The organism is Microlunatus elymi, from assembly GCF_007362775.1.
Classification (GTDB): domain Bacteria; phylum Actinomycetota; class Actinomycetes; order Propionibacteriales; family Propionibacteriaceae; genus Microlunatus; species Microlunatus elymi.
Window position 1 is genome coordinate 161,048 of record NZ_CP041692.1, and the last position, 23,667, is coordinate 184,714.

Annotated in this window: 20 protein-coding genes and 1 pseudogene; 7 read left to right on the forward strand and 14 right to left on the reverse strand. The window is 65.4% G+C overall.

Annotation, left to right across the window (positions count from 1 at the left end; all coding sequences use genetic code 11):
* Positions 1-50: 50 nt before the first annotated feature.
* Positions 51-1,394, reverse strand: coding sequence for an ABC transporter substrate-binding protein (locus FOE78_RS00705; RefSeq protein ID WP_143984622.1), 1,344 nt, complete (start codon positions 1,392-1,394; stop codon positions 51-53).
* Between the two features lie 633 nt (positions 1,395-2,027).
* On the opposite strand from FOE78_RS00705, the pseudogene FOE78_RS24500 reads away from it, so the two are divergent.
* Positions 2,028-2,192 (forward strand): annotated as a pseudogene (locus tag FOE78_RS24500) (hypothetical protein); the annotation flags it as partial.
* Between the two features lie 129 nt (positions 2,193-2,321).
* A complete protein-coding gene (gene cobA / locus FOE78_RS00710) occupies positions 2,322-3,089 on the forward strand; it encodes a uroporphyrinogen-III C-methyltransferase (RefSeq protein ID WP_228266169.1) in 768 nt (255 codons plus the stop codon).
* A 33-nt stretch (positions 3,090-3,122) separates the two neighbouring features.
* Here the strand turns inward: cobA and FOE78_RS00715 are convergent, their stop codons facing one another.
* Both FOE78_RS00715 and FOE78_RS00720 read right to left on the reverse strand, forming a co-directional pair.
* On the reverse strand, positions 3,123-3,524 hold the full coding sequence (locus tag FOE78_RS00715) for a VOC family protein (protein ID WP_143984624.1): 402 nt from the start codon (positions 3,522-3,524) through the stop codon (positions 3,123-3,125).
* Positions 3,525-3,602: 78 nt separating this feature from the next.
* Entirely contained in the window at positions 3,603-4,094 is a 492-nt protein-coding gene (locus FOE78_RS00720; RefSeq protein WP_143984625.1) for a hypothetical protein, read from the reverse strand.
* Positions 4,095-4,263: 169 nt separating this feature from the next.
* Between FOE78_RS00720 and FOE78_RS00725 the strand changes: the two genes are divergently transcribed.
* Positions 4,264-5,463 carry a GDSL-type esterase/lipase family protein gene (locus FOE78_RS00725; protein WP_228265982.1) on the forward strand — a complete coding sequence of 400 codons (1,200 nt, stop codon included), beginning with the start codon at positions 4,264-4,266 and terminating at the stop codon, positions 5,461-5,463.
* 35 nt (positions 5,464-5,498) lie between these two features.
* Here FOE78_RS00725 and FOE78_RS00730 read toward each other — a convergent pair whose 3' ends face one another.
* The 8 genes from FOE78_RS00730 to FOE78_RS00765 all read right to left on the reverse strand — a co-directional run bounded on the left by FOE78_RS00730 (position 5,499) and on the right by FOE78_RS00765 (position 14,195).
* Positions 5,499-6,302, reverse strand: coding sequence for a substrate-binding domain-containing protein (locus FOE78_RS00730; protein ID WP_143984627.1), 804 nt, complete (start codon positions 6,300-6,302; stop codon positions 5,499-5,501).
* 115 nt (positions 6,303-6,417) lie between these two features.
* A complete protein-coding gene (locus FOE78_RS00735; RefSeq protein WP_168207299.1) occupies positions 6,418-6,978 on the reverse strand; it encodes a GNAT family N-acetyltransferase in 561 nt (186 codons plus the stop codon).
* 15 nt (positions 6,979-6,993) lie between these two features.
* On the reverse strand, positions 6,994-7,884 hold the full coding sequence (locus FOE78_RS00740; protein WP_143984629.1) for a phytanoyl-CoA dioxygenase family protein: 891 nt from the start codon (positions 7,882-7,884) through the stop codon (positions 6,994-6,996).
* Positions 7,885-7,941: 57 nt separating this feature from the next.
* Positions 7,942-8,988, reverse strand: coding sequence for an ABC transporter ATP-binding protein (locus FOE78_RS00745; protein WP_210414745.1), 1,047 nt, complete (start codon positions 8,986-8,988; stop codon positions 7,942-7,944).
* Complete coding sequence (locus FOE78_RS00750; protein WP_143984630.1) at positions 8,978-10,006, reverse strand: ABC transporter ATP-binding protein; 1,029 nt, start codon at positions 10,004-10,006, stop codon at positions 8,978-8,980. Before FOE78_RS00750 ends, FOE78_RS00745 begins: the two co-directional genes overlap by 11 nt.
* The gene (locus FOE78_RS00755; RefSeq protein WP_143984631.1) at positions 10,007-10,885 is read right to left on the reverse strand and encodes an ABC transporter permease; all 879 of its coding nucleotides are present in this window, start codon (positions 10,883-10,885) and stop codon (positions 10,007-10,009) included.
* 67 nt (positions 10,886-10,952) lie between these two features.
* A complete protein-coding gene (locus FOE78_RS00760) occupies positions 10,953-11,918 on the reverse strand; it encodes an ABC transporter permease (protein WP_143984632.1) in 966 nt (321 codons plus the stop codon).
* Positions 11,919-11,969: 51 nt separating this feature from the next.
* Complete coding sequence (locus FOE78_RS00765) at positions 11,970-14,195, reverse strand: peptide ABC transporter substrate-binding protein (protein WP_143984633.1); 2,226 nt, start codon at positions 14,193-14,195, stop codon at positions 11,970-11,972.
* 340 nt (positions 14,196-14,535) lie between these two features.
* Here FOE78_RS00765 and FOE78_RS00770 point away from each other — a divergent pair, with 340 nt between their 5' ends.
* Positions 14,536-15,705 carry an ROK family transcriptional regulator gene (locus FOE78_RS00770; RefSeq protein ID WP_143984634.1) on the forward strand — a complete coding sequence of 390 codons (1,170 nt, stop codon included), beginning with the start codon at positions 14,536-14,538 and terminating at the stop codon, positions 15,703-15,705.
* A gap of 89 nt (positions 15,706-15,794) precedes the next feature.
* A complete protein-coding gene (locus FOE78_RS24370; protein ID WP_266094998.1) occupies positions 15,795-15,929 on the forward strand; it encodes a hypothetical protein in 135 nt (44 codons plus the stop codon).
* Between the two features lie 88 nt (positions 15,930-16,017).
* Here the strand turns inward: FOE78_RS24370 and FOE78_RS00775 are convergent, their stop codons facing one another.
* The 3 genes from FOE78_RS00775 to FOE78_RS00785 all read right to left on the reverse strand — a co-directional run bounded on the left by FOE78_RS00775 (position 16,018) and on the right by FOE78_RS00785 (position 21,651).
* Positions 16,018-17,892 (reverse strand): ABC transporter ATP-binding protein, encoded by a 1,875-nt coding sequence (locus FOE78_RS00775; protein WP_143984635.1) that lies wholly within the window; start codon positions 17,890-17,892, stop codon positions 16,018-16,020.
* Entirely contained in the window at positions 17,889-19,829 is a 1,941-nt protein-coding gene (locus FOE78_RS00780; RefSeq protein ID WP_143984636.1) for an ABC transporter ATP-binding protein, read from the reverse strand. The genes FOE78_RS00775 and FOE78_RS00780 overlap by 4 nt, the downstream gene beginning before the upstream one ends.
* Positions 19,830-20,217: 388 nt before the next feature.
* Positions 20,218-21,651 (reverse strand): sulfatase family protein, encoded by a 1,434-nt coding sequence (locus tag FOE78_RS00785; RefSeq protein ID WP_143984637.1) that lies wholly within the window; start codon positions 21,649-21,651, stop codon positions 20,218-20,220.
* A 202-nt stretch (positions 21,652-21,853) separates the two neighbouring features.
* On the opposite strand from FOE78_RS00785, the gene FOE78_RS00790 reads away from it, so the two are divergent.
* Together FOE78_RS00790 and FOE78_RS00795 are read left to right on the forward strand one after the other, a co-directional pair.
* Positions 21,854-22,951 (forward strand): S-(hydroxymethyl)mycothiol dehydrogenase, encoded by a 1,098-nt coding sequence (locus FOE78_RS00790; RefSeq protein WP_143984638.1) that lies wholly within the window; start codon positions 21,854-21,856, stop codon positions 22,949-22,951.
* Positions 22,948-23,640 (forward strand): MBL fold metallo-hydrolase, encoded by a 693-nt coding sequence (locus FOE78_RS00795; protein WP_143984639.1) that lies wholly within the window; start codon positions 22,948-22,950, stop codon positions 23,638-23,640. Before FOE78_RS00790 ends, FOE78_RS00795 begins: the two co-directional genes overlap by 4 nt.
* Positions 23,641-23,667 lie beyond the last annotated feature (27 nt).

Genomic DNA, 23,667 nt, shown 5'->3' on the forward strand with positions numbered 1-23,667 from the left:
GTCAGCCCGGCCGGTGTGCCGACCGGGCTCACCCAGCGATCGCCGCAAAATCAGCCCAGCGACTTGATCGTCTTGGCCACGGCATCCTGCAACTTGGACAGTGCGTCCTTCGACGTGGTCTTGCCGCCCAGGATCGACTGGGTGAAGGTGTCCATCGCCGGTGTGCCGTCAACGGCGGTGACGCCGAGGAAGAGCGCGTCGGAACCGGGCGCCGACCAGGTGTGCGAGATCGGCTGCCACTCCTTGATCGCCTTCACCGCGTTGGCATCCTGCTGGAACTCGGCGGTCTCACTGATCGACTTCAGCGGCGGCAACCCGATGCCGGTGTGCTTGGTCCACAGCTGCGCCATGTTCTTGTAGTAGTAGGTGAGGAACGCCTCGGACGCCTTCTGGCTCGGGGTGTTGGTGTACATCATGATGTTGTTCGGGAAGTAGAGCGCACCCTTCTTGCCCGACGGCCCGGTCAGCGGGCTCATCACCAACAGATCCTTGCCGACCGAACCGCCGATGTTGTTGGCCAGCCCGGCGGTGTCGATGCCCATGGCGAACTTCTTGCTCCGCCACTGGGTGTCGCCGTTGTCGTTGCTGTAGCTGACCGCGCGCGGGTCGGAGTAGCCCTTCTTCACCAACTCCAGCACAAAGTCCATCGCCTCGACGTTGGCGTCGGTGACCATCTCGGGCTCGTGGCCCTCGTTGAACAGTCCGCCGCCGTTGTTGATCATCCAGCAGACCAGGGCGTGGCTGCCGAGGTAGGCACCGGCGCCCGCGCGGGTGCCGTAGCCGAAGGTGCCGATCTTCTTCAGTGCCGCACAGGACTTGAGGTAGCTGTCCCAGTCGGTCGGGATGTCCGCTCCGGCCTTCTCCAGCAGGGATTTGTTGTACCACATCACCCGCATGTCGAGGTTGTACGGAACTGCCGCGTAGCCCTTCTGGACCTTCATGGTGTCGAGCAGGTTGGGCAGGAAGTCGTCGTAGAGGCCGTTGCTCTTCCACGAATTCAGCAGGTCGTCGGCGTAGGCGATCTTGCCCTGCGACTCGAACTGGAACGCCTGGGTACCGCCGCCGGAGCTGACCGCCGGTCCGGTGTTGGAGGCGACCGCGGACGAGAAGGTCTGGGTGAAGTTCGCCCACTGAATGACCTGGTACGTCGCCGGATTCAGTCCCTCGGCGGGCTTGTAGTCGGTGGTGATCTTCTTGTCCAGCACGTTGAACTGGTCGTTGCCCCAGGGCATGTTCCAGAACTTCAACGCGGTCTTGCCGCCGCCTCCTCCGCCACCACCGCTGCTGGCAGCGCGGTTGCAGCCGGTCAGGGTCGCGGCACCCGCCAGTCCAGCCCCCGCGGCCAGACCGATGAATCCCCGACGGGAGAACGCAGAACTAGGACGTGGAGCCATGATCGGTCCTTCCGAACCCGCCGAGATCGTGCGGGTCATTGCTCGTCTCTGAACGAAAACTGTCGAAACCAGAGCAGCTGCGAACGCCCTCAGAAGTCGACTCGGATAACAATGAGCCGCCCGACCGGGGCTTGTCAACCGCCTCGGCCGAACTTCTGCTCGGATCGCCGCAATCGTGTCCAAAACGTCATCAGAAGACCCGCCCTGACCACCTCAATGATCGATTAACCTGGCTCTGGCTAGGGATTTTACCGTCCGGGACCGCTTTCCGACCCGGTCTTGAGCCACCGCGGACTTGACGTCAACTGAAGCGCTTCGGTAGCTTTCGATCGGAGCCCATCAGGGAAGGGACGCGTGTGCCCGAGAGGTACCGCAACAATTTCTCATCCGGCACGAAAAAATTCGCATGCCGCGGATTGCGAAGCACGCGGCCGCCCCGGACGCTCGGCCGATCCGACCGAGGAAGTCAACGTCCGCCGAGACGAGCACACCGCACGCGGATCCGGTGCGGAACAATGACACCGGCCCACCGCCGGGGTGGGCCGCGGACACCGGGAGCCTGAATTGGGTTTGTGGCGAGGTCTTGAGGTCGGCGGGCGACGGATTCTGGCGATCGGTCGGGACGGATCGGCCGTGGCCGCCGTCTCCGCGCTGCTCGACGCCGGCGCCCGTGTCCGGGTGCTCGCGGCTGCTCCGACTCCAGCCCTTCGTGATCTTGCCCAACGCGGCCGGATCGAGCTGGCGGACAGCTTTGCAGCGGAATTCTTGGCCGGCGTCGCGCTGTTGATCATCGCCGAGGATGTTGATCGTGATCATCGGGCGTTGCGGGCCGCCGCCGAGCACGGCATCGTCGTGTACACCCTGCCCGGAAGTGGTTCGGCCGCGGGCCAGCAGCGTAGCGATGACTCACCGAGCAGCAATTCCTTGCTGGACAGGGATTCGGGCGAGGACGCAGTCCGCGCCGGTGAAGTGGTATTGGTCGGTGGCGGCCCCGGAGATCCCGGTCTGCTGACCGTGGCCGGCCTGGCGGCGATCAAGGACGCCGACGTGATCGCTGCCGATCGGTTGGCACCCCTGGCCGCGCTGGCCCAGGCCAGACCGGACGCCGAGATCATCGACGTGGGCAAGATTCCGCGCGGCCCGGCTGCCGAGCAACGTTCGATCGAGGCCCTGCTGATCGAGCGCGCTCAGCAGGGCCTGAAGGTGGTCCGCTTCAAGGGCGGCGACAACTTCGTGTTCGGCCGCGGCGGCGAGGAATGGCAGGCCTGCGCGGCCGCCGGCGTGCCGGTACGGATCATTCCCGGAGTCACCTCGGCGATCGCGGCGCCCGCTGCCGCGGGCATCCCGGTGACTCACCGCAGTCTGACCCAGGGGTTCACCGTGGTGACCGGCCACGTACGCCCGGACGATCCACGTTCGACCGTCGACTGGGCGGCACTCGCGCGCACCGGTACCAGCCTGGTGATCATGATGGGAATGGCGCACCTGCCGGTGATCACCGAGACCTTGATCAACAACGGGTTGGCCGCCGACACTCCGGCGGCCGTGATCGAGGACGGCACGCTGTCCACCATGCGCATTGTCCGCGCGCCGCTGGCCGACATCGCCGCCAGCACCCGCGCCGAAGGCCTGGGCGCTCCGGCCACCATCGTCATCGGCGCGGTCGCCGCCTTCGACCCGTACGCCGATCTCTGAACCCTGTAAGGGATCCAGCCCGTAGGTCCGCGATCACATCTGCCAGACCGTCAGACAGAACGGGTGGCCGGCCGGATCGAGCAGCACGCGCCAGGTTTCGCCGGGCTGATGATCGGGGACGGTAGCGCCCAGTTCCACGGCGGCCTTCTCGGCGGCCGGTATGTCGGCGACCTTGAGGTCCAGGTGGAACTGCTTGTCGCTGTTGTCATCCGGCCACGCCGGGGGCGTGTAGTGATCAACCTTGCCGAAGCCGATCGCCGGCCCGTTCTCGCCGGCCAGCATGCCGACATTCTCGTCCTGGTAGGCGATCGTCATGCCCAACAGTCGGGAGTAGAAGTCCAGCAACGGCTTCGGATCGGCACAGTCGATGGTGAACATGGCCACGCTTGCCACCGGCGTGGCGGTGCTGCTTTCGGATTGCTGTGTTTCGGTCATGGGGATGAGTCAACCCGCCTAGGGCGTCCGCGTCTTGAAGATTCCCGACGCGCCCGCCGGCCCCATGAATCGGCCCTGTCAGTCGGCTCGCGCGGCGTTGGCGTCGAGCATGAATCGCCAGACCAGTCCGTGCGCCAAAATCACCAGGATGATCAACAGCAGCGCAGCCACCTGGATCGGCTTCAACCCGATGCCGCCCACCAGACCCGGTGCGACGCCGAGCACGGCGATCAGCAGATAGGCCAGCAGTCCGCCGGCCTGGGCCGCCCTGACGACCGAATTCGACCGGTCACCACGGGCCCGCGACAACAGCCGGAGCATCGAGACCGCACCGACGAGCGAGATCACGACGAACGAGATCCGCCACACCGCCGGCGACGTCGTGCCGCCGACCTGGGCGAACAACCCCATCAGGGCCGGCAGCAGGAACGACAGGTAGATGCCGCCGATCGTTCGGCGCATCGCGCTGTCCCGGCTCCAGTCGGGCCGGTTGTGAACGACGTTCCACCACAACCCGGTGAGCGTGAAGCAGGTTGTCGAGAACAGCGCGTAGAACGTACTGACGTCCACCTTCTCAAGGTAGCCATCCCGGTCGAGCGCGGAGCGCGATTCGCACACTCCGGGACACACGTCCCGCAGCAGCGCACGAGATCTGTCGCCCCCCGTCCGCCGCGGTGATCGGGACGGGCAGCCGGGGCCGGGCGGGGCCGGATGAATGGCCGTTGGCAGGATGTCGATCATGACCGCGCCGATGTCCACTCCAGAGCCCGACCAGTCCGACCGGGAGAACTTGATCAAGGTCCCGATCACGGCCGACCTGCTGCACGGGGTTGTCGAGTTGGAACAGACCGAACGAGGGGTACGGCCACATCGGCTGCCGGGTTGGGCTCGGGCCCAGACCGCGGATCCGCAACTGGCGATGGTGGAGGCACAGACCTCCGGCGTCCGGCTGGTGTTTCGTACGACGGCCGACGTGGTGGAGTTGGAGGTGCTGCCGACCAAGGTCGTCTATCCGGGCGCACCGCCGCGGCCGGGTGTTCGCTATCACTTGGTCGTCGACGGCGAGCTTCGGGCCGAGACCGAGGCAGCGGCTGGCAACGTCCTGAGTGTTGACCTTGCCACGGGCAGCAGCCGGTTGGAGCCGGGACCGAGTCACACGTTGCGGTTTGATGATCTTGGCCCGGCCCCAAAGACCGTCGAGATCTGGCTCCCGTACGGCGAAGTCAGCGAGCTGATCGAGCTCCGGTCCGACGCGCCGATCGTGCCAGTGACCGATGATCGCCGACGCTGGGTGCATCACGGCAGCTCGATCAGCCACGGCTCGAACGCCGACGGCCCGACGACCATCTGGCCGGTCGTCGCCGCCCGGGGCGGCGACGTCAATCTGACCAACCTCGGATTGGGTGGGGGTGCGCTGCTCGACCCGTTCATCGCGCGGACCGTCCGCGATCTGCCCGCGGACCTGATCAGCATCAAGCTCGGCATAAACCTCACCAACGCCGACCTGATCCGGATGCGTGCCTTCACGCCGGCTGTGCACGGCTACCTCGACACCATCCGCGACGCCCACCCGGACACGCCGTTGCTGCTGATCTCGCCGATCTACTGCCCGATCCACGAAGACACTCCGGGTCCCGGCGCGCCCCAGTTCCGTGAGGACGGCACCATCGCTTTCGTCGCCACCGGAGATCCTGCCGAGGTGGCCCAGGGCAAGCTCACCCTGAACACCATCCGGGACGAGCTGGGGAGAATCGTGCAGCAACGCGGCGCCGCCGATCCGCAGCTCCACTACCTGGACGGCCGACGGCTCTACGGTCCGGATGATCACGACGAGCTGCCGCTGCCGGACAACCTGCACCCCGATCCGGCCACCCATCGCCGGATCGGCGAACGCTTCACCGAGATCGTCTTCGGCGCGGGCGGACCGTTCGCGGGTTGACGGCTCCGCGTCGGTTGCGCCGGACGGGATCGGATTCAGTCGGTGGACGCGCGGGCGACGATCTGCAGATCGGGTGCGGTCTCGTGCAACAACCGGCCCGCCGCGGCGGCGACCAGGCACCTGCCGACCGATCGGCCGAGCTCCTCGACGTGGTGGTTGAGCGCCGTGATCGGCGGATCGGCCCGCTGGCAGGTCAGCGAGTCGTCCCAACACATCAGCGCCACGTCACCGGGGACCGAGAAGCCCAGTTCGCGGATTCGCTCCAGCACCCGGATCCCCACGTCCTCGCCATCCAGCAGAAACGCCCGCGGTCGGACGTCCCGCTGCAGCGCCGCGGTGATCAGTTCGAGGCAGCGGTCGACGTCGTAGTCGGCCTCCGCCGCCTGACCGAGGATCCGCCCGTCGGCCCGATACTGTTCGAACACGCCGAGCCGAACGTGGGTGTGCAGCTGCCGCTGTGGGCCCGAGATCCAGTCGATCTCGTGCCGGCCGCCCGCGATCAGGTGGTCCAGCACCCGGCGCATCCCGTCCGCGTTGTTGACCGCCACCAGGTTGGCGTGATTGAGCTGGGACGAGTCGCCGAGGATCGCGTACGCGAGTCCGGTCCGCTGCACCGAGGCCTCGAAGTCGTCCCCGACAGCGATGTCCTTGCACACAACGCCCTGTACGGCGCCGTCCCGGGCCCACTGCCGGAGCGTCGAAAGCTCCTCGTCCCGGTCAGAAACGATCTTGATCAGTAGTCCGTGAGCTTGCGCGACCAGTTCGTCCTCCAGGCCGACCAACAACCGGTTGTAGAACTGCTCACTGCGCGGTGACCAAGCAGCATTCTGAATTGCCATGCCGAATACGGACACCTGTCTTCGCCTAACTCCTCGGCCATTCGCCTAACTCCTCGGCCATGGGTACGCGGTTGATTTGCATTACCCTCGATCCAGATTTGCCCTCGATCCAGATTTACCGAACACCGACTTCTCCTCGGTTCCGATTGGACGGCAGCTGCTTGAGGTCCTTGGTGAGCCAGAGGATCAGCGAGTGGTCGACTGTGACAATCTCGCCCTCACACAGCGGTGTTCGTGCTCGGCAGGCACCTTTCCCGTCCGGCACGTACCCGCGTTTGGCGTATAACCGTTGGGCGGGCCCGTACTGATCGAACAGGCCGACGGTGATGCCCACGGTCGTCCGGCCCCGGTCCGCCGCCAGTCGTTCGGCCGCGTCCAGTAATGCCGTGCCGATCCCCGTCCGCCGGTGACCGGGTACGACCATCAGTTGATGCACCAACGGGATGTTGTGCGCGGCGAAGTCCGGATTGTTCGACGTCCAACGCAGGGTGACGAGGCCGACAACGGTCCCATCGAGCCTGGCGGTCAGCGTCGTCCCAGCGCCGTCGGCGTGGTCGGCGACGTGCTGCTCCGCGACGCCATTACTGCCGGCCACCCACTCCGTGAGAAAGTCCAGCACGGCAGCCGGATCGGGGTCCCGGCCGAAGTCCGTGATTGCGATGTCGTGGTTCGTCACCGTGATGGCGCCGCGTCAGTTGTATGAGGTGTTCAGTCGCAGGTCCTCTGCCTGTTTCCGCTCCCGCTGCGCCTTGACCCGAGCCGGAACGATCGACTCCCGCGGCTGGGTCGGCTCGAAGTGGTAGCGCTCGGTGCCGAGGGCCCGCAGGACGGCCTGTTCGACCAAGGAATGATCCGAAAACTGCTCCCGGTCGAAACGCATCGGCGCATTCAGATGAATCGGCGGGTTCGTGATGTACCGCGGCGTCCGCGTCACGTTCTGCGCTTTCGCGTGCAGGATGTACGGATGCAACAGGTAGACCGTTCCGATCTCTCCGGTCGCCTCGGCAAAATGCGAGCACTGATCGATCAACCGTGCTTGGGAGAATGCGCCGGGGCCAACACCCTCCGGATGGTCGGCCAGGAAGTTGGCGACGTGACCGACTGAATCGGTCGCGACGAAGGTGGCGCCGCCCTGATGCTGTACGTCCGACCACAGAACCAGGGTGAGAAGACCTTGTTCGGGAGAGTCCAGGAAGTGCCGGAAGAAATCACCATCCTTGTGCCAGCCGGGCGAGGTGGCCGACGCGTCTTCCCAGGGCGTGTCCGCGCCTTCCCACAGGTTGACGATGAATCCGTCACCCCAGGTGTACGGCTCCTTCACCCGGTCGGCTCCGCCGACCAATTCACAGGCAGCCTGCCAGGCCTTGGGCGCAAAGGATTTGACGTCGATCGTGCGATGTGTCGGCATGTGAATCGACGACTCGGCCCAGGTGGACTGGTCATCACTGCGATAGCCCAGACGAGTCCAGATCCACGACGTGTACTCGGCGGCCGCCTTCCGCGAAAAGCAGTCCGGGATGCGTACGAATCCTTGCTCCAGGAATTGCTCGCGCTGATGCGAGTCGAGAACTTCGTACTTCACGGTTCTTCCTTCTTCCGTTGGTGATCAGTTGCTCAGGCAGGCCGCACGGCAGCAGCCTCAGGTGTCGACCTTCGAGGCAGATCGCACCGTGGTGTCGAGCACCTTGGTCAGCCGTGGGGTGGTCGATGCCGTGGCGTCGGCCGGGGCAAGCGGGTAGTGGCAGGCGACCAGTCGTCCCGACGCGTCCTTTTGCAGTGAAGGCTTCTCGTGCTGGCACTTGTCGGTGGCGATCGGGCACCGCGGGTGGTAGGGGCAGCCGGACGGCGGCGACAACGGTGAGGGGATCTCCCCCCGGGGCGGGGCGATCATCCGACGGTCAGCTGCGCTGTGCGGCACCCGAAGGATGGAGTCGATCAGCGCCCGCGTGTACGGATGCCGGGGAGCGTCGAAGAGCTGCTCCGCGGGAGCCTGCTCGACAACCTCGCCCAGGTAGAGGACCAACACCGTGTCACTCAGATACTGGACGACGGCGAGGTTGTGCGAGATGAACACATAAGCGATGCCGAGCTCCTCCTGCAATTCCCGCAGCAGGTCGATGATCTGCACCTGGATGGACACGTCGACGGCGGAGACCGGCTCGTCGCAGACGACGAGTTTGGGCGACAGGGACAGGGCGCGGGCAATCCCCACTCGCTGCTGTTGGCCGCCGGACAGTTCGAACGGGTGAGCATCCCGGACCGAGCGTGGCAGACCCACGCGTGTCAGCAGATCACCCACTCGGGCCCGCCGGGCCGCGGCCGATCCGCCCATCTTCTGGACGATCAGGGCGTCCTCGATCGCGGCTCCCATGGTCATCCGCGGATTCAGGCTGGCCAGCGGGTTCTGGAAGATCATCTGCAGGTCGCGACGGCGCTCTCGCAGCTCCTTCTGCCCGAGGTCCGCCAGGTCCTGCCCTTCGAAGAGGACCCGACCGGCGTCGGCTTGCAGCAGGCGCAGCGCGACCCGGCCGAGAGTGGACTTTCCGGACCCGCTCTCGCCGACAACTCCCAGCGTCTGGCCGGGTTTCACCTCGAACGAGACCGACTCCACGGCATGCAGCGTCCGTCCGCCGATCCGGAATCGCTTCGACACCGACTCGACCTGCAACAGCGCATCAGCTGGCACGTGACATCACCTCTTCGGCTCGGTGGCAAGCCACGGTGTGACCGGGCCCCAAAGACCGCAACTGGGGCACCTCTTGGGTGCAGCGATCGATCGCCATGCTGCATCGGGGAGCGAACGGGCAGCCGCGGATCGGCTCGGTCAGAGTGGCCGCCATCCCCGGGATCGGGGTGAGCTTTCGCCCTCGCTGACCGACTTCGATGACCGAGTCCCTCAGCCCGACCGTATAGGGATGTGCCGGGCAAGCGAGAAACTCCGCCAACCGCGCGCTCTCCATCACCTTGCCCGCGTACAGCACGACGATCCGGTCGCAGAAGTTGGTGGCGACGCCGAAGTCGTGAGTGATCAGGATGATGCTCATCCGGCGGCCCTTGCGAAGATCGTCCAGGAGATCGAGGATCTGCGCTTGCACGGTGACGTCAACGGCGGTGGTGGCCTCGTCGGCAATAAGCAACTGCGGCTCACAGGCGATGGCCATGGCGATCATCGCCCGCTGTCGCATGCCGCCGGAGAACTCGTGCGGATAGCTGCGGAACCGCGCCCGGGCCTCTGGGATGCCGACCTTGTCCAACAGCTCAAGCGTCCTGGCAAAGGCGCCCTTGCGGTTGGTGTAATGGTGGGTCAGCATCGCCTCCATGATCTGATCGCCAATGCGCATCGCCGGATTCAGGCTGGTCATCGGGTCCTGAAAGATCATCCCGATGTCGCGGCCCCTGATGTCCTCCAACTGACGCCGGCGCAGTTTGAGCAGGTCGGTTCCCATGAACCGGGCCGTTCCGGATACCGAGCGGGCTCCGCGGGCCAGGCCCAAGATCGACAACAGCGACACTGACTTGCCGGAGCCGCTCTCACCCACGATGCCGAGCGTCTCTCCCGGTGCCACCGAGAAACTCACCGAGTTGACCGCATAGATCGTGTCGTCGCCTCGCCGGAACCGTGTCTCCAGGTTCTCGACCGTGAGTACGTCCTCAGCCGTCTGGTTTTCGGTCGCCAGCTTCTCGGCTGTCAGATCCTCGATCATCTATGAGCCTCCTTTGGGATCCAACGCTTCCTGCAGTCCGTCCGCGACGAAGAGGAACGACAGCAGCGTGATGGCGAAGATGCCGGCCGGGAAGTAGAGCAACCACGGATAGCCCAGCACGTTCGCGCCGGCCTGGGCGATGAGATTTCCGAAGCTGGGTAGCGGGGGCAACAACCCGAGGCCGACCAGACTCAGGGCGGCCATGATGACCAGGTCCGCGGGAATGCCGAAGGCCAGCGCCACCAGCATGTTGCTGATGGAATTGGGCAACAGGTACCGGCGTGCGATGTGCGGCCAGCTCGCGCCGAGCGCGCGTGCCGCTTCCACCATTTCACCGTTGCGCATGCTCAGCACCAGACCCCGAATGAGCCGAGCGTACGAGGCCCACCCGGTGATCCCGATGGCGATCATGATCGGAAACATTCCCCTTCCCAGCGTGACCACGAGAATGAGGTCGAGAAAGTAAGTGGGGAACGCGAACATGAAATCCACCACGCGCATGATCACCATGTCGGCGGCGCCACCGCGCAGCCCGGCCCAAAGGCCGAGCGCACAGCCGATCACGAAGCTGACGAGGGTGGCACCGAGGGCGATCTCCAGAGCGTTTCGGACGCTCCACAGGATCTGACTGAACATGTCGTGGCCGAGGCCGTCGGTGCCGAACGGGTGTTTCAGCGACGGGGGTTGGTTGGCGTTGATGAAGTCCGTCTCGGTGTAGCTGTGCGGTGCGATCCACGGTCCGATCACGCCGGCGACGAAGAAGATGGCCACCCATACGGCGCCGGCGACCGGCAGCCAGCTCCGACGGTATCGCCGCCACGCAAGACGTGCTTGGGATCGGGGCCGGTCTGGCACTCCGGCAATCGCGCCGGACACCATTTGCGTCACTGCCAAGGCTCTCTCGCTCTCTCTCGCCGCAACGACGGCTGGTGGACCGGTAGCGTGTTCATTCGAGCGCAACCCTCGGGTCGAAGGCGCGATACAACACGTCGACGACGACGTTCATCCCCATCACCATCAGCGACAGGATGTACACCGAGGTGATTGACAACGGGACGTCCTTGGTGGGGAAGGCCGCGCCCATCAAGTTGCCCATTCCGGGGATCGAGAAGATCTGCTCGACCCATACCGTGCTGACCACCGCAAAGGCGAAGGTCGGTCCGATCACTGTGATCAGCGCCGTCAGCGAGTTGCGCATCGCGTGACGGACGACAACTCTTCGACGGGGCACGCCCTTGGCTTCAGCGGTCCGCACGTAGTCCTGACGGAGGCCCTCGATCAGCGAACCTCGCATGTAGCGGGTGATGATGCCGACGCTGCCGGCCGACAACGCGATGATCGGCAGAACTGCTTCGCCGAACGTCCCCCAACCATTGACCGGCAGGATGCCCGGGACCACTACTCCGAAGAGCAGCACCAAGAGGACCGCCAGCACATAGGACGGAATGGCCTGACCGGCAACCGACAATGTGGTCAGCGCGGAGTCGATCCAGGTGTGGCGTTTCAGCGCCGCGACGACCCCCAACGGGATGCCGATGAGAATCGCAAGGAAGACCGACCCGAGCGCCAGCACAGCACTGATCGGGAACGCACTCTTGAGCTGCTGCATGATCGGCACCGACGGATTCGCGAACGACGTCCCGAAGTTGAACGTCAGCGAATGCCACACGTACTTGGCAACCTGCTGCCAGAGCGGCTGGTCGAGCCCGTACCTGCTCTGGAACTGATCGACGTACTGCTGGTAGAGCGCTGGGTTCTGAAGGCGGAGTTGGCCGAGGCCCGCACCGATGTTGGTGGAGTTGAAGAACGAGCCCGGCGCTGCGTACATGAGCAGGTAGGCCACGGCCAGCACCGCCGAAATCGTCATGACCAGCGCGACGAGTCGTTTGGTCAGAAACTTGACAAAGCCCACGTCACCCGACCAATCTTCGGCCTGCGTTGAGTTTTCGCATCGGGCTCGCCCCTACTTCCAGGTGGCGTACTGCAGCTGGAACAGACCGCTCCACGACCAGGGGTTGGGCTGGATTCCGGTGAGTCCAGGCTGGGTCAGGTAGAACGTCTTCTGGAAGTAGAGCGGCATTCCGTAGCCGTTGTTCAGCACGTAGTTGTCAATGTTCGCGCTCAGCTGGTTCGCCGTGTCCTGGTCAATTGCGGCGTTGAGCTCGGCGTTCCACATGATGGCGTCGTGAACCTCCTGCGGCATGTTCTTGTCATCCCAGACCTGGCCGTTCAGGCCGACATTGGCGCCGCCGTTGCCTGCACTCCAGTCCCCGACGAACTTCCATGCCGACACCCATGCGTCGTGCTTGTCCGCTGCACTCTTGGCCTGCTCCCACGCCTTGGTGTAGTTGTCCCATTGGTCCTGGTTGGTCGCCGCACCAGGGATGACGAGAACCTTCTGATAATCGGCCGGCTGCTGCTTGTTCCACTTGTCCAGGTAGGCGATGTCGGCCTTGGCGGCGTCGTCGAGCTTCTTCCAATCTGCCTCCGTCGTCCCCGCAGTCTTGTCATCGGGGTTTCCGAGCTGCTTGACGTCGTTGGGGTCGTACTTGGGGAGGTAGTAGTTCGCGATGTGCTGGCGATAGGACACGGGCCCCTGTGAACCGGAAAAGATGATCTCCTGATTGGCCTGGATCGGCAGACTGGTGAAATCGCTCCAGTTCGGAGTACCGCCGCCGATCACATAACCGGGATGGATGTCTGGGTTGATTCCGCCCCAGGTGATGTTTCCGTAGAGCGTCGATGCCTCCGGCACGATCTTGGTCGTGATGCCCAGGCCCTCTTTGAGCTCCTGTTGGATGGCCTCGGCCACCGGGATGCTGTTGGGATTGTCGGCGGCCGTCTGGGTATAGATGTAGAGCGTGGGCATTCCCTTGCCACCGGGATATCCGGCCTCAGTCAGCAACTGCTTCGCCTTCGCCGTGTCGTACGGAAGGGGATGCTGCAGCGAGAAGGTCGGCCAGCCGGGGAAGCCGAACGCCGACGTGACGCCACCCATGCCGTTGAGGACGTTCTGCACGATCGGTTGGCGGTTCAGGGTCATAGCGACGGCCTGACGCACCTTGATGTCGTCCAGCGGTGAGGCCTCGGTCGACTTGTCCCACTGGAGATAGCTGACCAGATTGTCGGCCTGCGACTTCAGGTTGGCCTTCAGATTGGGGTGAGTTTGAACGTACTTGTAGTCCGACGGCTGGGTGATGACCGCGGCACTCAGTTTCTTGGCCAGGAAATCCTCAACCGGGACGTTCGGCGTCGGGATGACGTTGATCGTCTTGATGTTGCCGACGTTCGTCTGGTTCGGTGCGCCGACATACTCGGGATTGCGGACCAGGGTGACCTTGCCGTTGGGCACAAACGATTTCACGACGTAGGGCCCGTTGCCGACAAAGTAGTCCGGCATGAACCACTTGCTCGGGTGTGCGTCGACCGATGGGCCGTACAGCGGCATCGATCCGGTGATGGCCATCGCGCCGAGGATGTTGTGCGGTGAGGTCAGGGTGAGCTTGATTTCGTAGGGGTTGACCACCTTGACGCCGACATCTTTGGCGGGAACGCCCCCGGCGTGGTAGCTGTAGGCGTTGTTGACGTACGTCATCACGCTCGCCCACATAGCGTCGCTGCTGTTCTTGGGCGAAGCCGTCCGCATCCAGGAGTAGTAGAAGTCCTGGGCCGTCACCGGCTTCCCGTTCGACCACTTGGCGTCATGGCGCAGAAAGAAGGTCCACACCTTTCCGCCCTCGGAGGTCTTGTAGTGGGTGGCGACTTTGGGGACGATCTTGCCGTCCGGCCCGTACCCGTACAGTCCCTCCATGACTGTGCCCTGATCGATCAGGATCTGCGCGCCCCATTGAGACGGATCGAGGGTCGAGACTGCATTTCCGGTCTGACCGACCCCGATCGTGATCTCGGACGGCGCGGCCGCCTTGCCTCCGACCTGGTTGGAGCCATTGGCGCCGGATGTAGCTCCGCCGCCGGATGAGCAGGCTGCAGCAACCATGACGCTGAGTGATGCGACCGCCACCAGAAGGGCTGAACGTTTTCCTCTGTTCATTCCTGTCGAACCTTTCTGCGGACCCGGGTGCCGACGGCCACCGTGGCCGGGCCCCTTCCAGTTGACCGCCGGTTGAGATACCGGCGGTCCGCGCTTAGCGCTTCCGCTGAAGGCCGTCGACGGTGACGAGCCGAACACCAAAGAATTTGGGAACCAACCGACGAAAGAACTCTGTACGTGGAGCCATCGGTGGCCGCGACACGGCTGAATCGGAATGCTGCGCAGCGTTCCGCCGTGCTTTGTGGCCGCCAACAGGCTGACCCGGCGTCGCGCCCTCACAGGAGAGAGTGTCGCCACATCGAGACACTTCGTTCACTAGCTGAATAAACTTCGGGTAGTCTGCCCGAGCGTCGCCAACGTTGTCAACGGTCAAGTCGGAGACATTCTGCGAAGGCGGCTCAAGCCTGAGTTCAGGCTGAGGGAAGGGCCGTGCAGGCTGCAGATCGAGCCAGTAACCGAAGAGCTTGGAGGTCGGCCGGTGCAGCGATCCACGCAAGTACTCGACCATGCCGTGCTCGAACTGGCGCGGCGGCGGGGCGCCGTTACTCGCCCTGAACTGGCCCTCGACCTGGGCGTGACCGCGGCGACGATTACCAACGTGGTCAAACGGCTGCTCGGCGATCAGCTGCTGGTCGAGTCCGGGCATCTTGCTTCCACCGGCGGCAAGCCTCGCTCGTTGCTGCGACTCAATCCCACTTCGCGCTACTCGCTAGGCGTCAGCTTCGGGCCCGGTCGGCTCATCGTCGCGCTCACCGACTTCACCGGCGCAGCAGTCGGTCGGGCGGCGTTCCCGATGCAGGCGGTCGGCCGTGCCGCGGATCTTCGGCGTGGCCTGAGCGACCGGCTGGACGACATCCTGAAGAGCTTCGACGTCAGCCATCAGTCGCTGGCGGGCATCGGAGTGGCCGACCCGGTCGGAGCCGGCACCCCGTGGCTCGACGGCGAGGACGGTGCTCTGAGCGTCAGCGAACCCGCGATCGAGCAAGTTCGGCGCGACACTGGCCTACCCGTGGTCGTGGGAGACGAGGCAAGCTGCGCCGCGCTTGCCGAACTATGGAACGGCTCGCCGGTTGAGGTGGGCGCCAATTTCGCCACCCTCTACATGTCGACACAGATCACTGCGGGCCTGGTGCTGAACGGCCGAATCCACCAGGTGACGCCGCGAGGCAGCCTCGGGCATGTGTCCATCGACCGCAACGGAGCACCCTGCCCATGCGGAGCCCGCGGGTGTATCGACGTGTTGGCCTCGCCGGCAGCGGTCGTCGAACATGTGTTGACGAATGCGCCGCATGCACGCCGGCTCGGTCTGCTGGGCGCGCCGACGACTCGGGCGGTCGACTTCGCCCAGATCGGACGTGCAGCCGTACAGGGTGACAAGACCTGCAGTGCGGCCATCCACGATTCTGCCGAGGCGCTCGCGGTCGGCGTCGCCAACCTGGTCGTGATGCTCGACGTGCAGCGGGTCTTCCTGGCCGGGCCTGGATTCGCCGACGCCGGCAGCATCTATGAGCAGGTGATCAACGACGGGTTGGCGCGAGTGCACCGCACGGGCACCCGGCCGGTGCGGGTCACACTTTCTCGACTCGATCTTGGCTCGGCCGCAATCGGGGCGGCGTCGCTGGTCCTTCAGTCGCGTGCGTTGCGGTAAGGCTCCACACCGACTTATTTCAGCAGCTTGATTTAGCACACGGGCCGTCTTCACGGTCGGCACCGGCGACCGGCCATCTGAGTCGCAGGATGCAGATCCACACTCGGGCCGCACGCCAGGAGGAGAAGTTGATCAAGGTCCCGATCACGGCCGACCTGCTGCACGGTGTTGTTGAGCTGGAACAGACCGCCCGAGGGCTGCGGCCGAGCTGGGAAAGCGGGTAAAACGTAGGAGCAGTCGGCCGGAAACCCTTGAAAACATGGGGTTCCGGCCGACTGCTCCTACGTTCTTACCGCCGAGCCCGGCAACCGGTCAGGCCAGGGACTCCTCCCAGGCCTCGTACAGGGCGGCGTAGCGGCCGCCTTCGGCGTGCATCAACTCGGCCGGGCTGCCGTCCTCCAGGATCCGTCCGTGCTCGAGGACGAGCACCCGGTCGGCGATCTCGACGGTGCTCAACCGATGGGCGATGATCACCGCGGTCCGGCTGGCCAGGATCGTCTGCAACGCCTGCTGCACCAGCCGTTCGCTCGGGATGTCCAGGCTCGACGTGGCCTCGTCCAAGATCAACACCGCCGGATCGGCGAGGAAGGCCCGGGCGAAGGCAACCAGCTGTCGCTGACCGGCGGACAGCCGGCCGCCCCGCTTCTCCACGTCGGTGTCGTAGCCCTTCGGCAGCGCGCTGATGAATTCGTGCGCGCCGACCGCCTTCGCCGCCTCGATCACCTGCTCCCGGCTCGCGCTGGGCCTGCCGAAGAGAATGTTGTCGGCGACCGTCCCGTCGAACATGAAGTTCTCCTGGGTCACCATCACCACGTTGCGGCGCAGGTCCTCGTCACTCAGCTCACGAAGATCGACGCCATCCAGGGTGATCCGGCCGCCGGTCGGGTCGTAGAAGCGGGAGATCATCTTCGCGATCGTGGTCTTGCCCGCGCCGGTGGTGCCGACCAGCGCAACCGTCTGTCCGGCCGGGATCGTCAGATCAAGATCAGGAAGCACCGGTCGATCGTCGACGTAGCTGAAGTCGACGTTCTCGAACTGCACCCGGCCAGCGGCCCGATCCATCGGCACCGGCTCGCTCGGATCGACCACCTCCGGATCCTGCTCCAGCACCCCGGACAGCTTCTCCAGCGCAGCCGACGCGGACTGGAAGAGGTTGTAGAACTGGCTGATGTCCTGCATCGGATCGAAGAACATCCGCAGGTACAGCAGGAACGCGGTCAGCACGCCGATGGTCAGATCGCCTTCCATCGCCCGCCAGCCGCCGTACAGCACGACGATGCCGATGGTGATGTTGCCGATCAGCTTGACGCCCGGCATGAACAGCGCGACCAGCCGGAAGGCCTTGGTGTTGATGTCGCGGTATTCGCCGGCCAGATCCTCGAAGATCTCCGAGTTCCGCGGCTCCCGACGGTAGGCCTGCACCGCCCGGATGCCGGTCATCGTCTCCACGAACTGCACGATCACCATCGCCGAGAACTCCCGCACCCTGCGGTACGTCTTGGACGAGTTCACCGAGAACCAGCGCACCAGCAGCATCAGGATCGGGAAGCTCAGCAGGCAGATGATGCCGAGCTTGGTGTCCAAGGTGATCAACATGATGCCGACACCGACCAGGGTCAGTACGGCCCGGATCAGGCTGTCGAAGCCACCGTTCAGCATCTCCTGAATGGCTTCCACATCGCTGGTCAGCCGGGACACCACCCGGCCGGAGGTGTATCGATCATGGAATTTCACGTCCAGCTTCTGGAAGTGCTTGAACACTCGGCGGCGTACCTCGAGCAGCACGTCCTGACCGACCTTGCCCGAGGTCCGCTGGAAGATCACCCGGGTGACCGCCTGGATCGCGGTGATGATCAACATCGCGATCACGATCTCGATCAGCACCGTGGCAGCGCCGTGATGCATGATCGGCGGCACACCCTTGTCGATGCCCAGGCTGACCAGGTACGGGATCGCCAGCCGGGCCGCGTTCTCGATCACCACCACGATGATCATGAACACCACGGTCAGTTTGTGCGGTGCGAGCAGGTCGCCGAGCAGCCGCCGGCTGCGCTGTTTGAGGAAGACGCTGCCCTTGGCACTCAGCTCCGCCGAGTCCTCGGCGCCGACGCCGCGCCATTGCTGCAGGTTGTCCTCGGGCCGGCTCTGCTCGGATTCGGTAGGTCGGGTTTCGACCTGAGTGCTCATCGGTGCGCCCCCTCCTCCAGCAAATCGAATTCGTCCTGCGGATTGAAGTCCGCACTCAGCAGCTCGCGATACTCCGGCACGGTGTCCAGCAGCTCGGTGTGCGAACCGACGTGGGTGATGGTGCCGCCGGACAGCATCGCCACCCGATCGGCCAGCAGCACGGTGGATGCGCGGTGCGCGACCACGATCCCGGTGACCCCGACCAGCACCCGCTTGAGTGCCTGTTCGACCAGCGCCTCGGTGTGGATGTCGAGCGCGGACAGGGTGTCGTCGAGAACCAGCACCGACGGCTTGGCCAGTACGGCGCGGGCCAGCGCCAGCCGCTGCCGCTGACCACCGGACAGGCTCATCCCCTGCTCACCGATCCGGGTGTCCAGGCCCCAGGGCAGGTCGTAGACGAAGTGCGCCTGGGCGACGTCGATCGCCTCGTCGATTTCGTCCTCGGTCGCGTTCGGCCGGCCGAGCGTCAGGTTCTCCCGCGCCGACATCGAGAACAGGGTCGGATCCTCGAAGGCGGTCGCGACGACCTGCCGCAGCTCGGTCAGCTTGAGCTGCCGGATGTCGGTGCCGTCGATGGTGATCCGGCCCTCGGTGACGTCGTACAGCCGTGCGACCAGGCTGGTCAGGATGGACTTGCCGGCACCGGTGGCGCCGACCAGCGCCACCGTCTCACCCGGCGCGATGTCCAGACTCAGACCGGACAACACCGGGGTGTCCGAATCGGGGAAGGTGAAGCCCGCCCCGTCCAGTTGCAGGTGTCCGCGGACCGGCTGAGACAGTTCGGCCGGGCCGTCGGTGATCGTGTTCTCGGTGTCGAAGATGTCGGCCAGCCGATCGGAGGCGGTCATCGACTCCTGCGCCTGGGAGATCTGCATGCCCAGCATCGAGATCGGGCCGACCAGCGAGGTCATCAGGGTGGTGAACGCGACCAGGGTGCCCAGGGTCAGCTTGTCCTGGCCGGCGGCGACCGCGCCGAGCGCCAGCACGACGATCAGCGTCGCGTTCGGAATCACCTCCAGGAAGGTCCAGAAGTTGGACTGCAGCCGGACCTTCTTCAGCGAGGTGTCGTACAGCTTGACGCTGCGCGCGTCGAACTTGTCGAACATGTACGCCGACCGGCCGAACGACTTGATCACCCGCAGTCCGTGCGCACCCTCCTCGATGGTGGAGGCGACGTCACCGGTCTCGTCCTGGATCTTGCGGGACAGCCGGACGTACTCCCGGGTCACCCGCAGGCAGACCGCGACGATCGGCACGATCGAGACCAGCACCACCACGCCCAGCGGCCAGTAGAGGTTGATCAAGATCAGCGTGACCACGGCGATCTGCAGCGTGTTCAGGATCAGGAACAGCAGACCGAAGCCGAGGAACCGGCGGATGGTGGACAGGTCGCTCATCATCCGCGACAGCAACTGGCCGGACTCCCAGCGATCGTGGAAGGCCATCGGCAGTCGCTGCAGCTTGGCATACAGGTCGATCCGTATGTCGTACTCGACGCCCAGGGTGGCCTTGGCCACGGTCCAGCGACGGCCGAAGATCAGGATCGCCTCGACGATGCCGAGGCCGATCGCGAACAAGCCCAGGGCCCACAACCCCTTGTTGTCCTTGTGGGCGACCGGGCCGTCGATCACCGCCCGGGTGACCAAGGGGACCACGATGGTCGCGCCGACGCTGAGCCCGCCGAAGACGAACATCGCGATGAACCGCGGCAGGTACGGCAGCATGTAGCTGCGCAGCCGCCACAGTGAGGTGTACGAGTGCCGCTTCGGGTTGCCGTCCTTGTCGTACTTCACCGGCGGCGGCGGCAGGATGGCCGCCGGTCGATCCAGGGCAGTCGCGGTGGGGCCGGCGGCCAGGCCCTGCCGTGTCTTGGTAGCTGTTGGTTCGTCCTTGCTCTGTGACGTCCGAGACGTCGGTGCCGATAAATCGGCGGACATGGGGCATACCTCAATAGCTCGGTGGCGGAGAGCACGAGCGCAGCGTGCTCCTTCTTGCGTGCAGGTTCACTGACAACTCAGCCCCTGCGCGTGCCCACAGATCGAGTCAGCGGATCGAGCCCCGACGATGGGGCGGGAAGTCGCCGGACGAGGTACGGACCCCACGGCAGGGGCGGCTGAGCTTGACCAGTCTGCAAGCTCAACTTCGGTTGAGGTCAACTGGAATCCTGCAAGCCATGGCGCGGAGATTTTCTTCGCAGCCGAGGCATCACTCTATCGGAGTTCACCCGATCCGCATCGATCGATTAACCGGCAGTCTCACCTGTCGTACGTTTCCGTTGATGTTTCGCGTTGCTAACCAAGTCCGGTTGCCGGCGGGCAGTGTCGGTCAGGGCGCGGTCGCGGGCTGCAGCTCGGCGACGGCGAACCGGTGCGCCGGCGACGTCACCGCACCGGCCAGCAGCGGATCGTCGGTGGCGGCCATCCAGGAACCGAGTCGAGCCAGCAGATCGGCCCTGACCTCGGCCAGCGCGGGATCATCGGCGCGGTTGCGCAACTCGTACGGATCCTCGGCCAGGTCGTACAGCTCGACGATGGGGTCGTGGCCGATGTTGCCGTTGGGCGCGTGCACCGGGATGCAGCGCCTGACCCAGGACTGGCTCGGGTCCATGAACTTCGGCGCTGCGGTGAAGTTGACGATCAGCTTGTGCCGCTGCGTGCGTACGGAGCGCTTCGGGTCGTAGTAGTCGTGATAGGTCAGCTCGCCGAAGACCTCACCCCGAGTCGCCTGTCCGGATGCTTCACCGTCGGGCTGCTCACCGGGCAACAGCGGCAGGAAACTCCGGCCGTCGATCGCCGGTGCTCCGGCCGGCCCGTCCTGCTCCAGTCCGAGCGCCACCAGCAGCGTCGGCGTCACGTCCAGATTGAGCAGCAGCGGTTCCAGGTGTACGCCTCCGGTCCAGCCGGCCGCCGGCCAGCGGATCATGAACGCGACCTCCAGGCCGGGGTCGTAGAGCGAGCACTTGGCCCGCGGCAGCGCCAGCCCGTGGTCGGTGGTGAAGATGGTGATCGTGTTCTCGGCCAGTCCCAGCCGATCCAACTCGTCCAGCACCCGGCCGGCGCAGTCGTCCATGAACTTGATCGCGCCCTGCAGTTCGGCGATCTCCTCCCGCGCCGATTCGGTGTCGGCCAAATAGCCCGGCACCTCGACGCCGCGGCTGTCGTCGGGCTGCAGGTGATTGCCGATGAAGCCCATCACGCCCGGCGCGTCGCGCTCCCCGGGCCTGCGATGCGGCTCGCTGAAGCCGGCCTGCAGATAGAACGGTTCGTCAGCAGCGGCCAGTCGCCGCAGCGCGTCGGTGGTGCGCTCGACGACCACCTCGCCCAGCCCCTCCGCCTGCACCCGATCGAAGCCGAGCCGGGCGGCGACCTGGTCATCGGCCAGCCGCCGCGACTCGTGATGCTGGCCGACCAATTCGGTCCGGTAACCCGCTCGGCGCAGCCGAGCGGCCAGGTGCTGCTCATCCGCGTGCAGGTCCCAGCCGAAGATGTCGTGGGTCAGCCCGAGGACGCCGTTGTGATGAGGCCAGCGGCCGGTGAACAGGCCCGCTCGGGACGGGCTGCACTGCGGCGCCGTCGCGTACATCTGGTCGGCGATGACGGCGTCTGCGGCGAACGCGTCCAGTCTCGGCGAGCTGACCGTCTTCGCGCCGTACACGTTGAGATGGCGGCCCAGATCGTGACAGTGCAACAACAGCACGTTGGGTCGGCGGACGTTTCCGGCGGTCGGTTCTGCGGTGGACTGCACTGTCTCGGTCGGCATGGATCGTCATTCTCGCGGGCCGGGTGGTTCGTCGCCACCCCGGGGTCCGGCCGATGCGTTTGGCCGGGCTCCGTCGGGTCGCCGGGACCGAAAGCTGACGCCGCGGACGTGTGGGAGAGTTTGACTGGCAGCAAGCCTTCTACGATGAGTCCCTGGTTGCGCAGCCGCGGCCGGTGAGCCGCCAATTCGACAAGGAGATCGGATGCCCCAGCAGGTCAACGGTGTGATCGTACGAGCCAAGGGGGCGCCGACCGAGCTGGTGCCGATCATCATTCCCGATCCCGGTCCGGGCGAGGCCGTGGTGCGGATTCAGGCCTGCGGGGTCTGCCACACCGACCTGCATTATCGCGAGGGTGACATCGGTGACGATTACCCCTATCTGCTCGGGCACGAGGCCGCGGGCGTGGTCGAGTCGATCGGCGACGGTGTCACCGATCTTGCTCCCGGCGACTACGTGATCTTGAACTGGCGCGCGGTCTGCGGGACCTGCCGGGCCTGCAAGCGGGGCCGGCCGTGGCTGTGTTTCGCCACCCACAACGCGAGCCAGAAGATGACGTTGACCGACGGCACCGAGTTGTCGCCGGCGCTGGGCATCGGCGCCTTCGCCGACAAGACGCTGGTGGCGGCGGGCCAATGTACGAAGGTGGATCCGGCCGCCCGGCCGGCTGCGGCCGGGCTGCTCGGCTGCGGGATCATGGCCGGCCTGGGTGCGGCGATCAACACCGGCGGGGTCGGCCGCGGCGACTCGGTCGCGGTGATCGGCTGCGGCGGCGTCGGTGCGGCCGCGATCGCCGGTGCCCGGCTGGCCGGCGCGAGCAAGATCATCGCTGTTGATCTTGACGAGCAGAAGCTGGCCGGCGCTCGTGATCTTGGTGCCACCGACGTGATCAACTCCTCCCAGGGTGACCCGGTGGCGGCGATCCAGCAGCTGACCGGAGGCTTCGGCGCCGACGTGGTGATCGACGCGGTCGGCCGGCCGGAGACGTGGAAGCAGGCCTTCTACGCCAGGGACCTGGCCGGCACCGTCGTGCTGGTCGGCGTACCGACTCCGGAGATGACGTTGGAGATGCCGCTGCTGGACTTCTTCAGCCACGGCGGTTCGCTGAAGTCCAGCTGGTACGGCGATTGTCTGCCGGAGCGGGACTTCCCGATGTTGATCGACCTCTACCTGCAGGGCCGGCTGCCGCTGGACCGGTTCGTCAGTGAAGAGATCGGGATCGGCGAAGTTGATCAAGCATTCGAGACGATGGCATCGGGACGCGTGCTCCGTTCCGTGGTGGTGATGGAGGCAACGGCATGAGCGAGCTGGATCGGGAACCCGATCTTGACGACGATGACGATTACGAGGACGGCCCGGATTTCGGTCCGCACGGCGAAGCCAGGATCGATCATGCGATCACCTCGGGCACGTTCTCCCTGGACGGTCAGACCTTCGAGGTGGAGAACAACGTCTGGGTTGTCGGCGACGAGGCCGAGTGTGTGGTGATCGACGCACCGCACGACGTGGCCGAGATCCTGCAGGTGGTCAGTGGCCGGCGGGTGATCGGGATCCTCTGCACCCACGGTCATGATGATCATGTCCGGTACGCGTTGGATCTGGCGCGGGCCACCACCTCCCGGGTGCTGATCCATCCCGGCGACGAGCCGGTCTGGAAGCTCACCCACAGCCGGCAGCCGCACGGGCAACTGCGCGACGGTCAGCTCATCCCGATCGCCGGAGTTGATCTTCGGGTGATCCACACCCCCGGACACACACCGGGCTCGGTCTGCTTCTACGCCGAGGAATTCCCCGGCTACCGCGACGGCGTGGTCTTCACCGGTGACACGTTGTTCAACGGTGGTCCGGGCGCGACCGGGCGCAGCTTCTCCGACCACTCCGAGATCATCGACTCGATCCGGACCCGGCTGCTCACCCTGCCGTCCGAGACCGTGGTGAAGACCGGACACGGCCCGGACACCACCATCGGCGCCGAACGTGCCAACGTCTGAAGCGGCTAGCGATCCGCGTCAGCCCGA

What these genes read in the sequence shown, in the direction of transcription:
- FOE78_RS00790 (WP_143984638.1), top strand. Translation starts at nt 21,854, where the DNA reads ATGCCCCAGCAGGTCAACGGTGTGATCGTACGAGCCAAGGGGGCGCCG.
- FOE78_RS00755 (WP_143984631.1), bottom strand. Translation starts at nt 10,885, where the DNA reads ATGGTGTCCGGCGCGATTGCCGGAGTGCCAGACCGGCCCCGATCCCAA.
- FOE78_RS00795 (WP_143984639.1), top strand. Translation starts at nt 22,948, where the DNA reads ATGAGCGAGCTGGATCGGGAACCCGATCTTGACGACGATGACGATTAC.
- FOE78_RS24370 (WP_266094998.1), top strand. Translation starts at nt 15,795, where the DNA reads ATGCAGATCCACACTCGGGCCGCACGCCAGGAGGAGAAGTTGATCAAG.
- FOE78_RS00705 (WP_143984622.1), bottom strand. Translation starts at nt 1,394, where the DNA reads ATGGCTCCACGTCCTAGTTCTGCGTTCTCCCGTCGGGGATTCATCGGT.
- FOE78_RS00730 (WP_143984627.1), bottom strand. Translation starts at nt 6,302, where the DNA reads ATGGCAATTCAGAATGCTGCTTGGTCACCGCGCAGTGAGCAGTTCTAC.
- FOE78_RS00785 (WP_143984637.1), bottom strand. Translation starts at nt 21,651, where the DNA reads ATGCCGACCGAGACAGTGCAGTCCACCGCAGAACCGACCGCCGGAAAC.
- FOE78_RS00780 (WP_143984636.1), bottom strand. Translation starts at nt 19,829, where the DNA reads ATGTCCGCCGATTTATCGGCACCGACGTCTCGGACGTCACAGAGCAAG.
- FOE78_RS00725 (WP_228265982.1), top strand. Translation starts at nt 4,264, where the DNA reads ATGACCGCGCCGATGTCCACTCCAGAGCCCGACCAGTCCGACCGGGAG.
- FOE78_RS00715 (WP_143984624.1), bottom strand. Translation starts at nt 3,524, where the DNA reads ATGACCGAAACACAGCAATCCGAAAGCAGCACCGCCACGCCGGTGGCA.
- FOE78_RS00750 (WP_143984630.1), bottom strand. Translation starts at nt 10,006, where the DNA reads ATGATCGAGGATCTGACAGCCGAGAAGCTGGCGACCGAAAACCAGACG.
- FOE78_RS00775 (WP_143984635.1), bottom strand. Translation starts at nt 17,892, where the DNA reads ATGAGCACTCAGGTCGAAACCCGACCTACCGAATCCGAGCAGAGCCGG.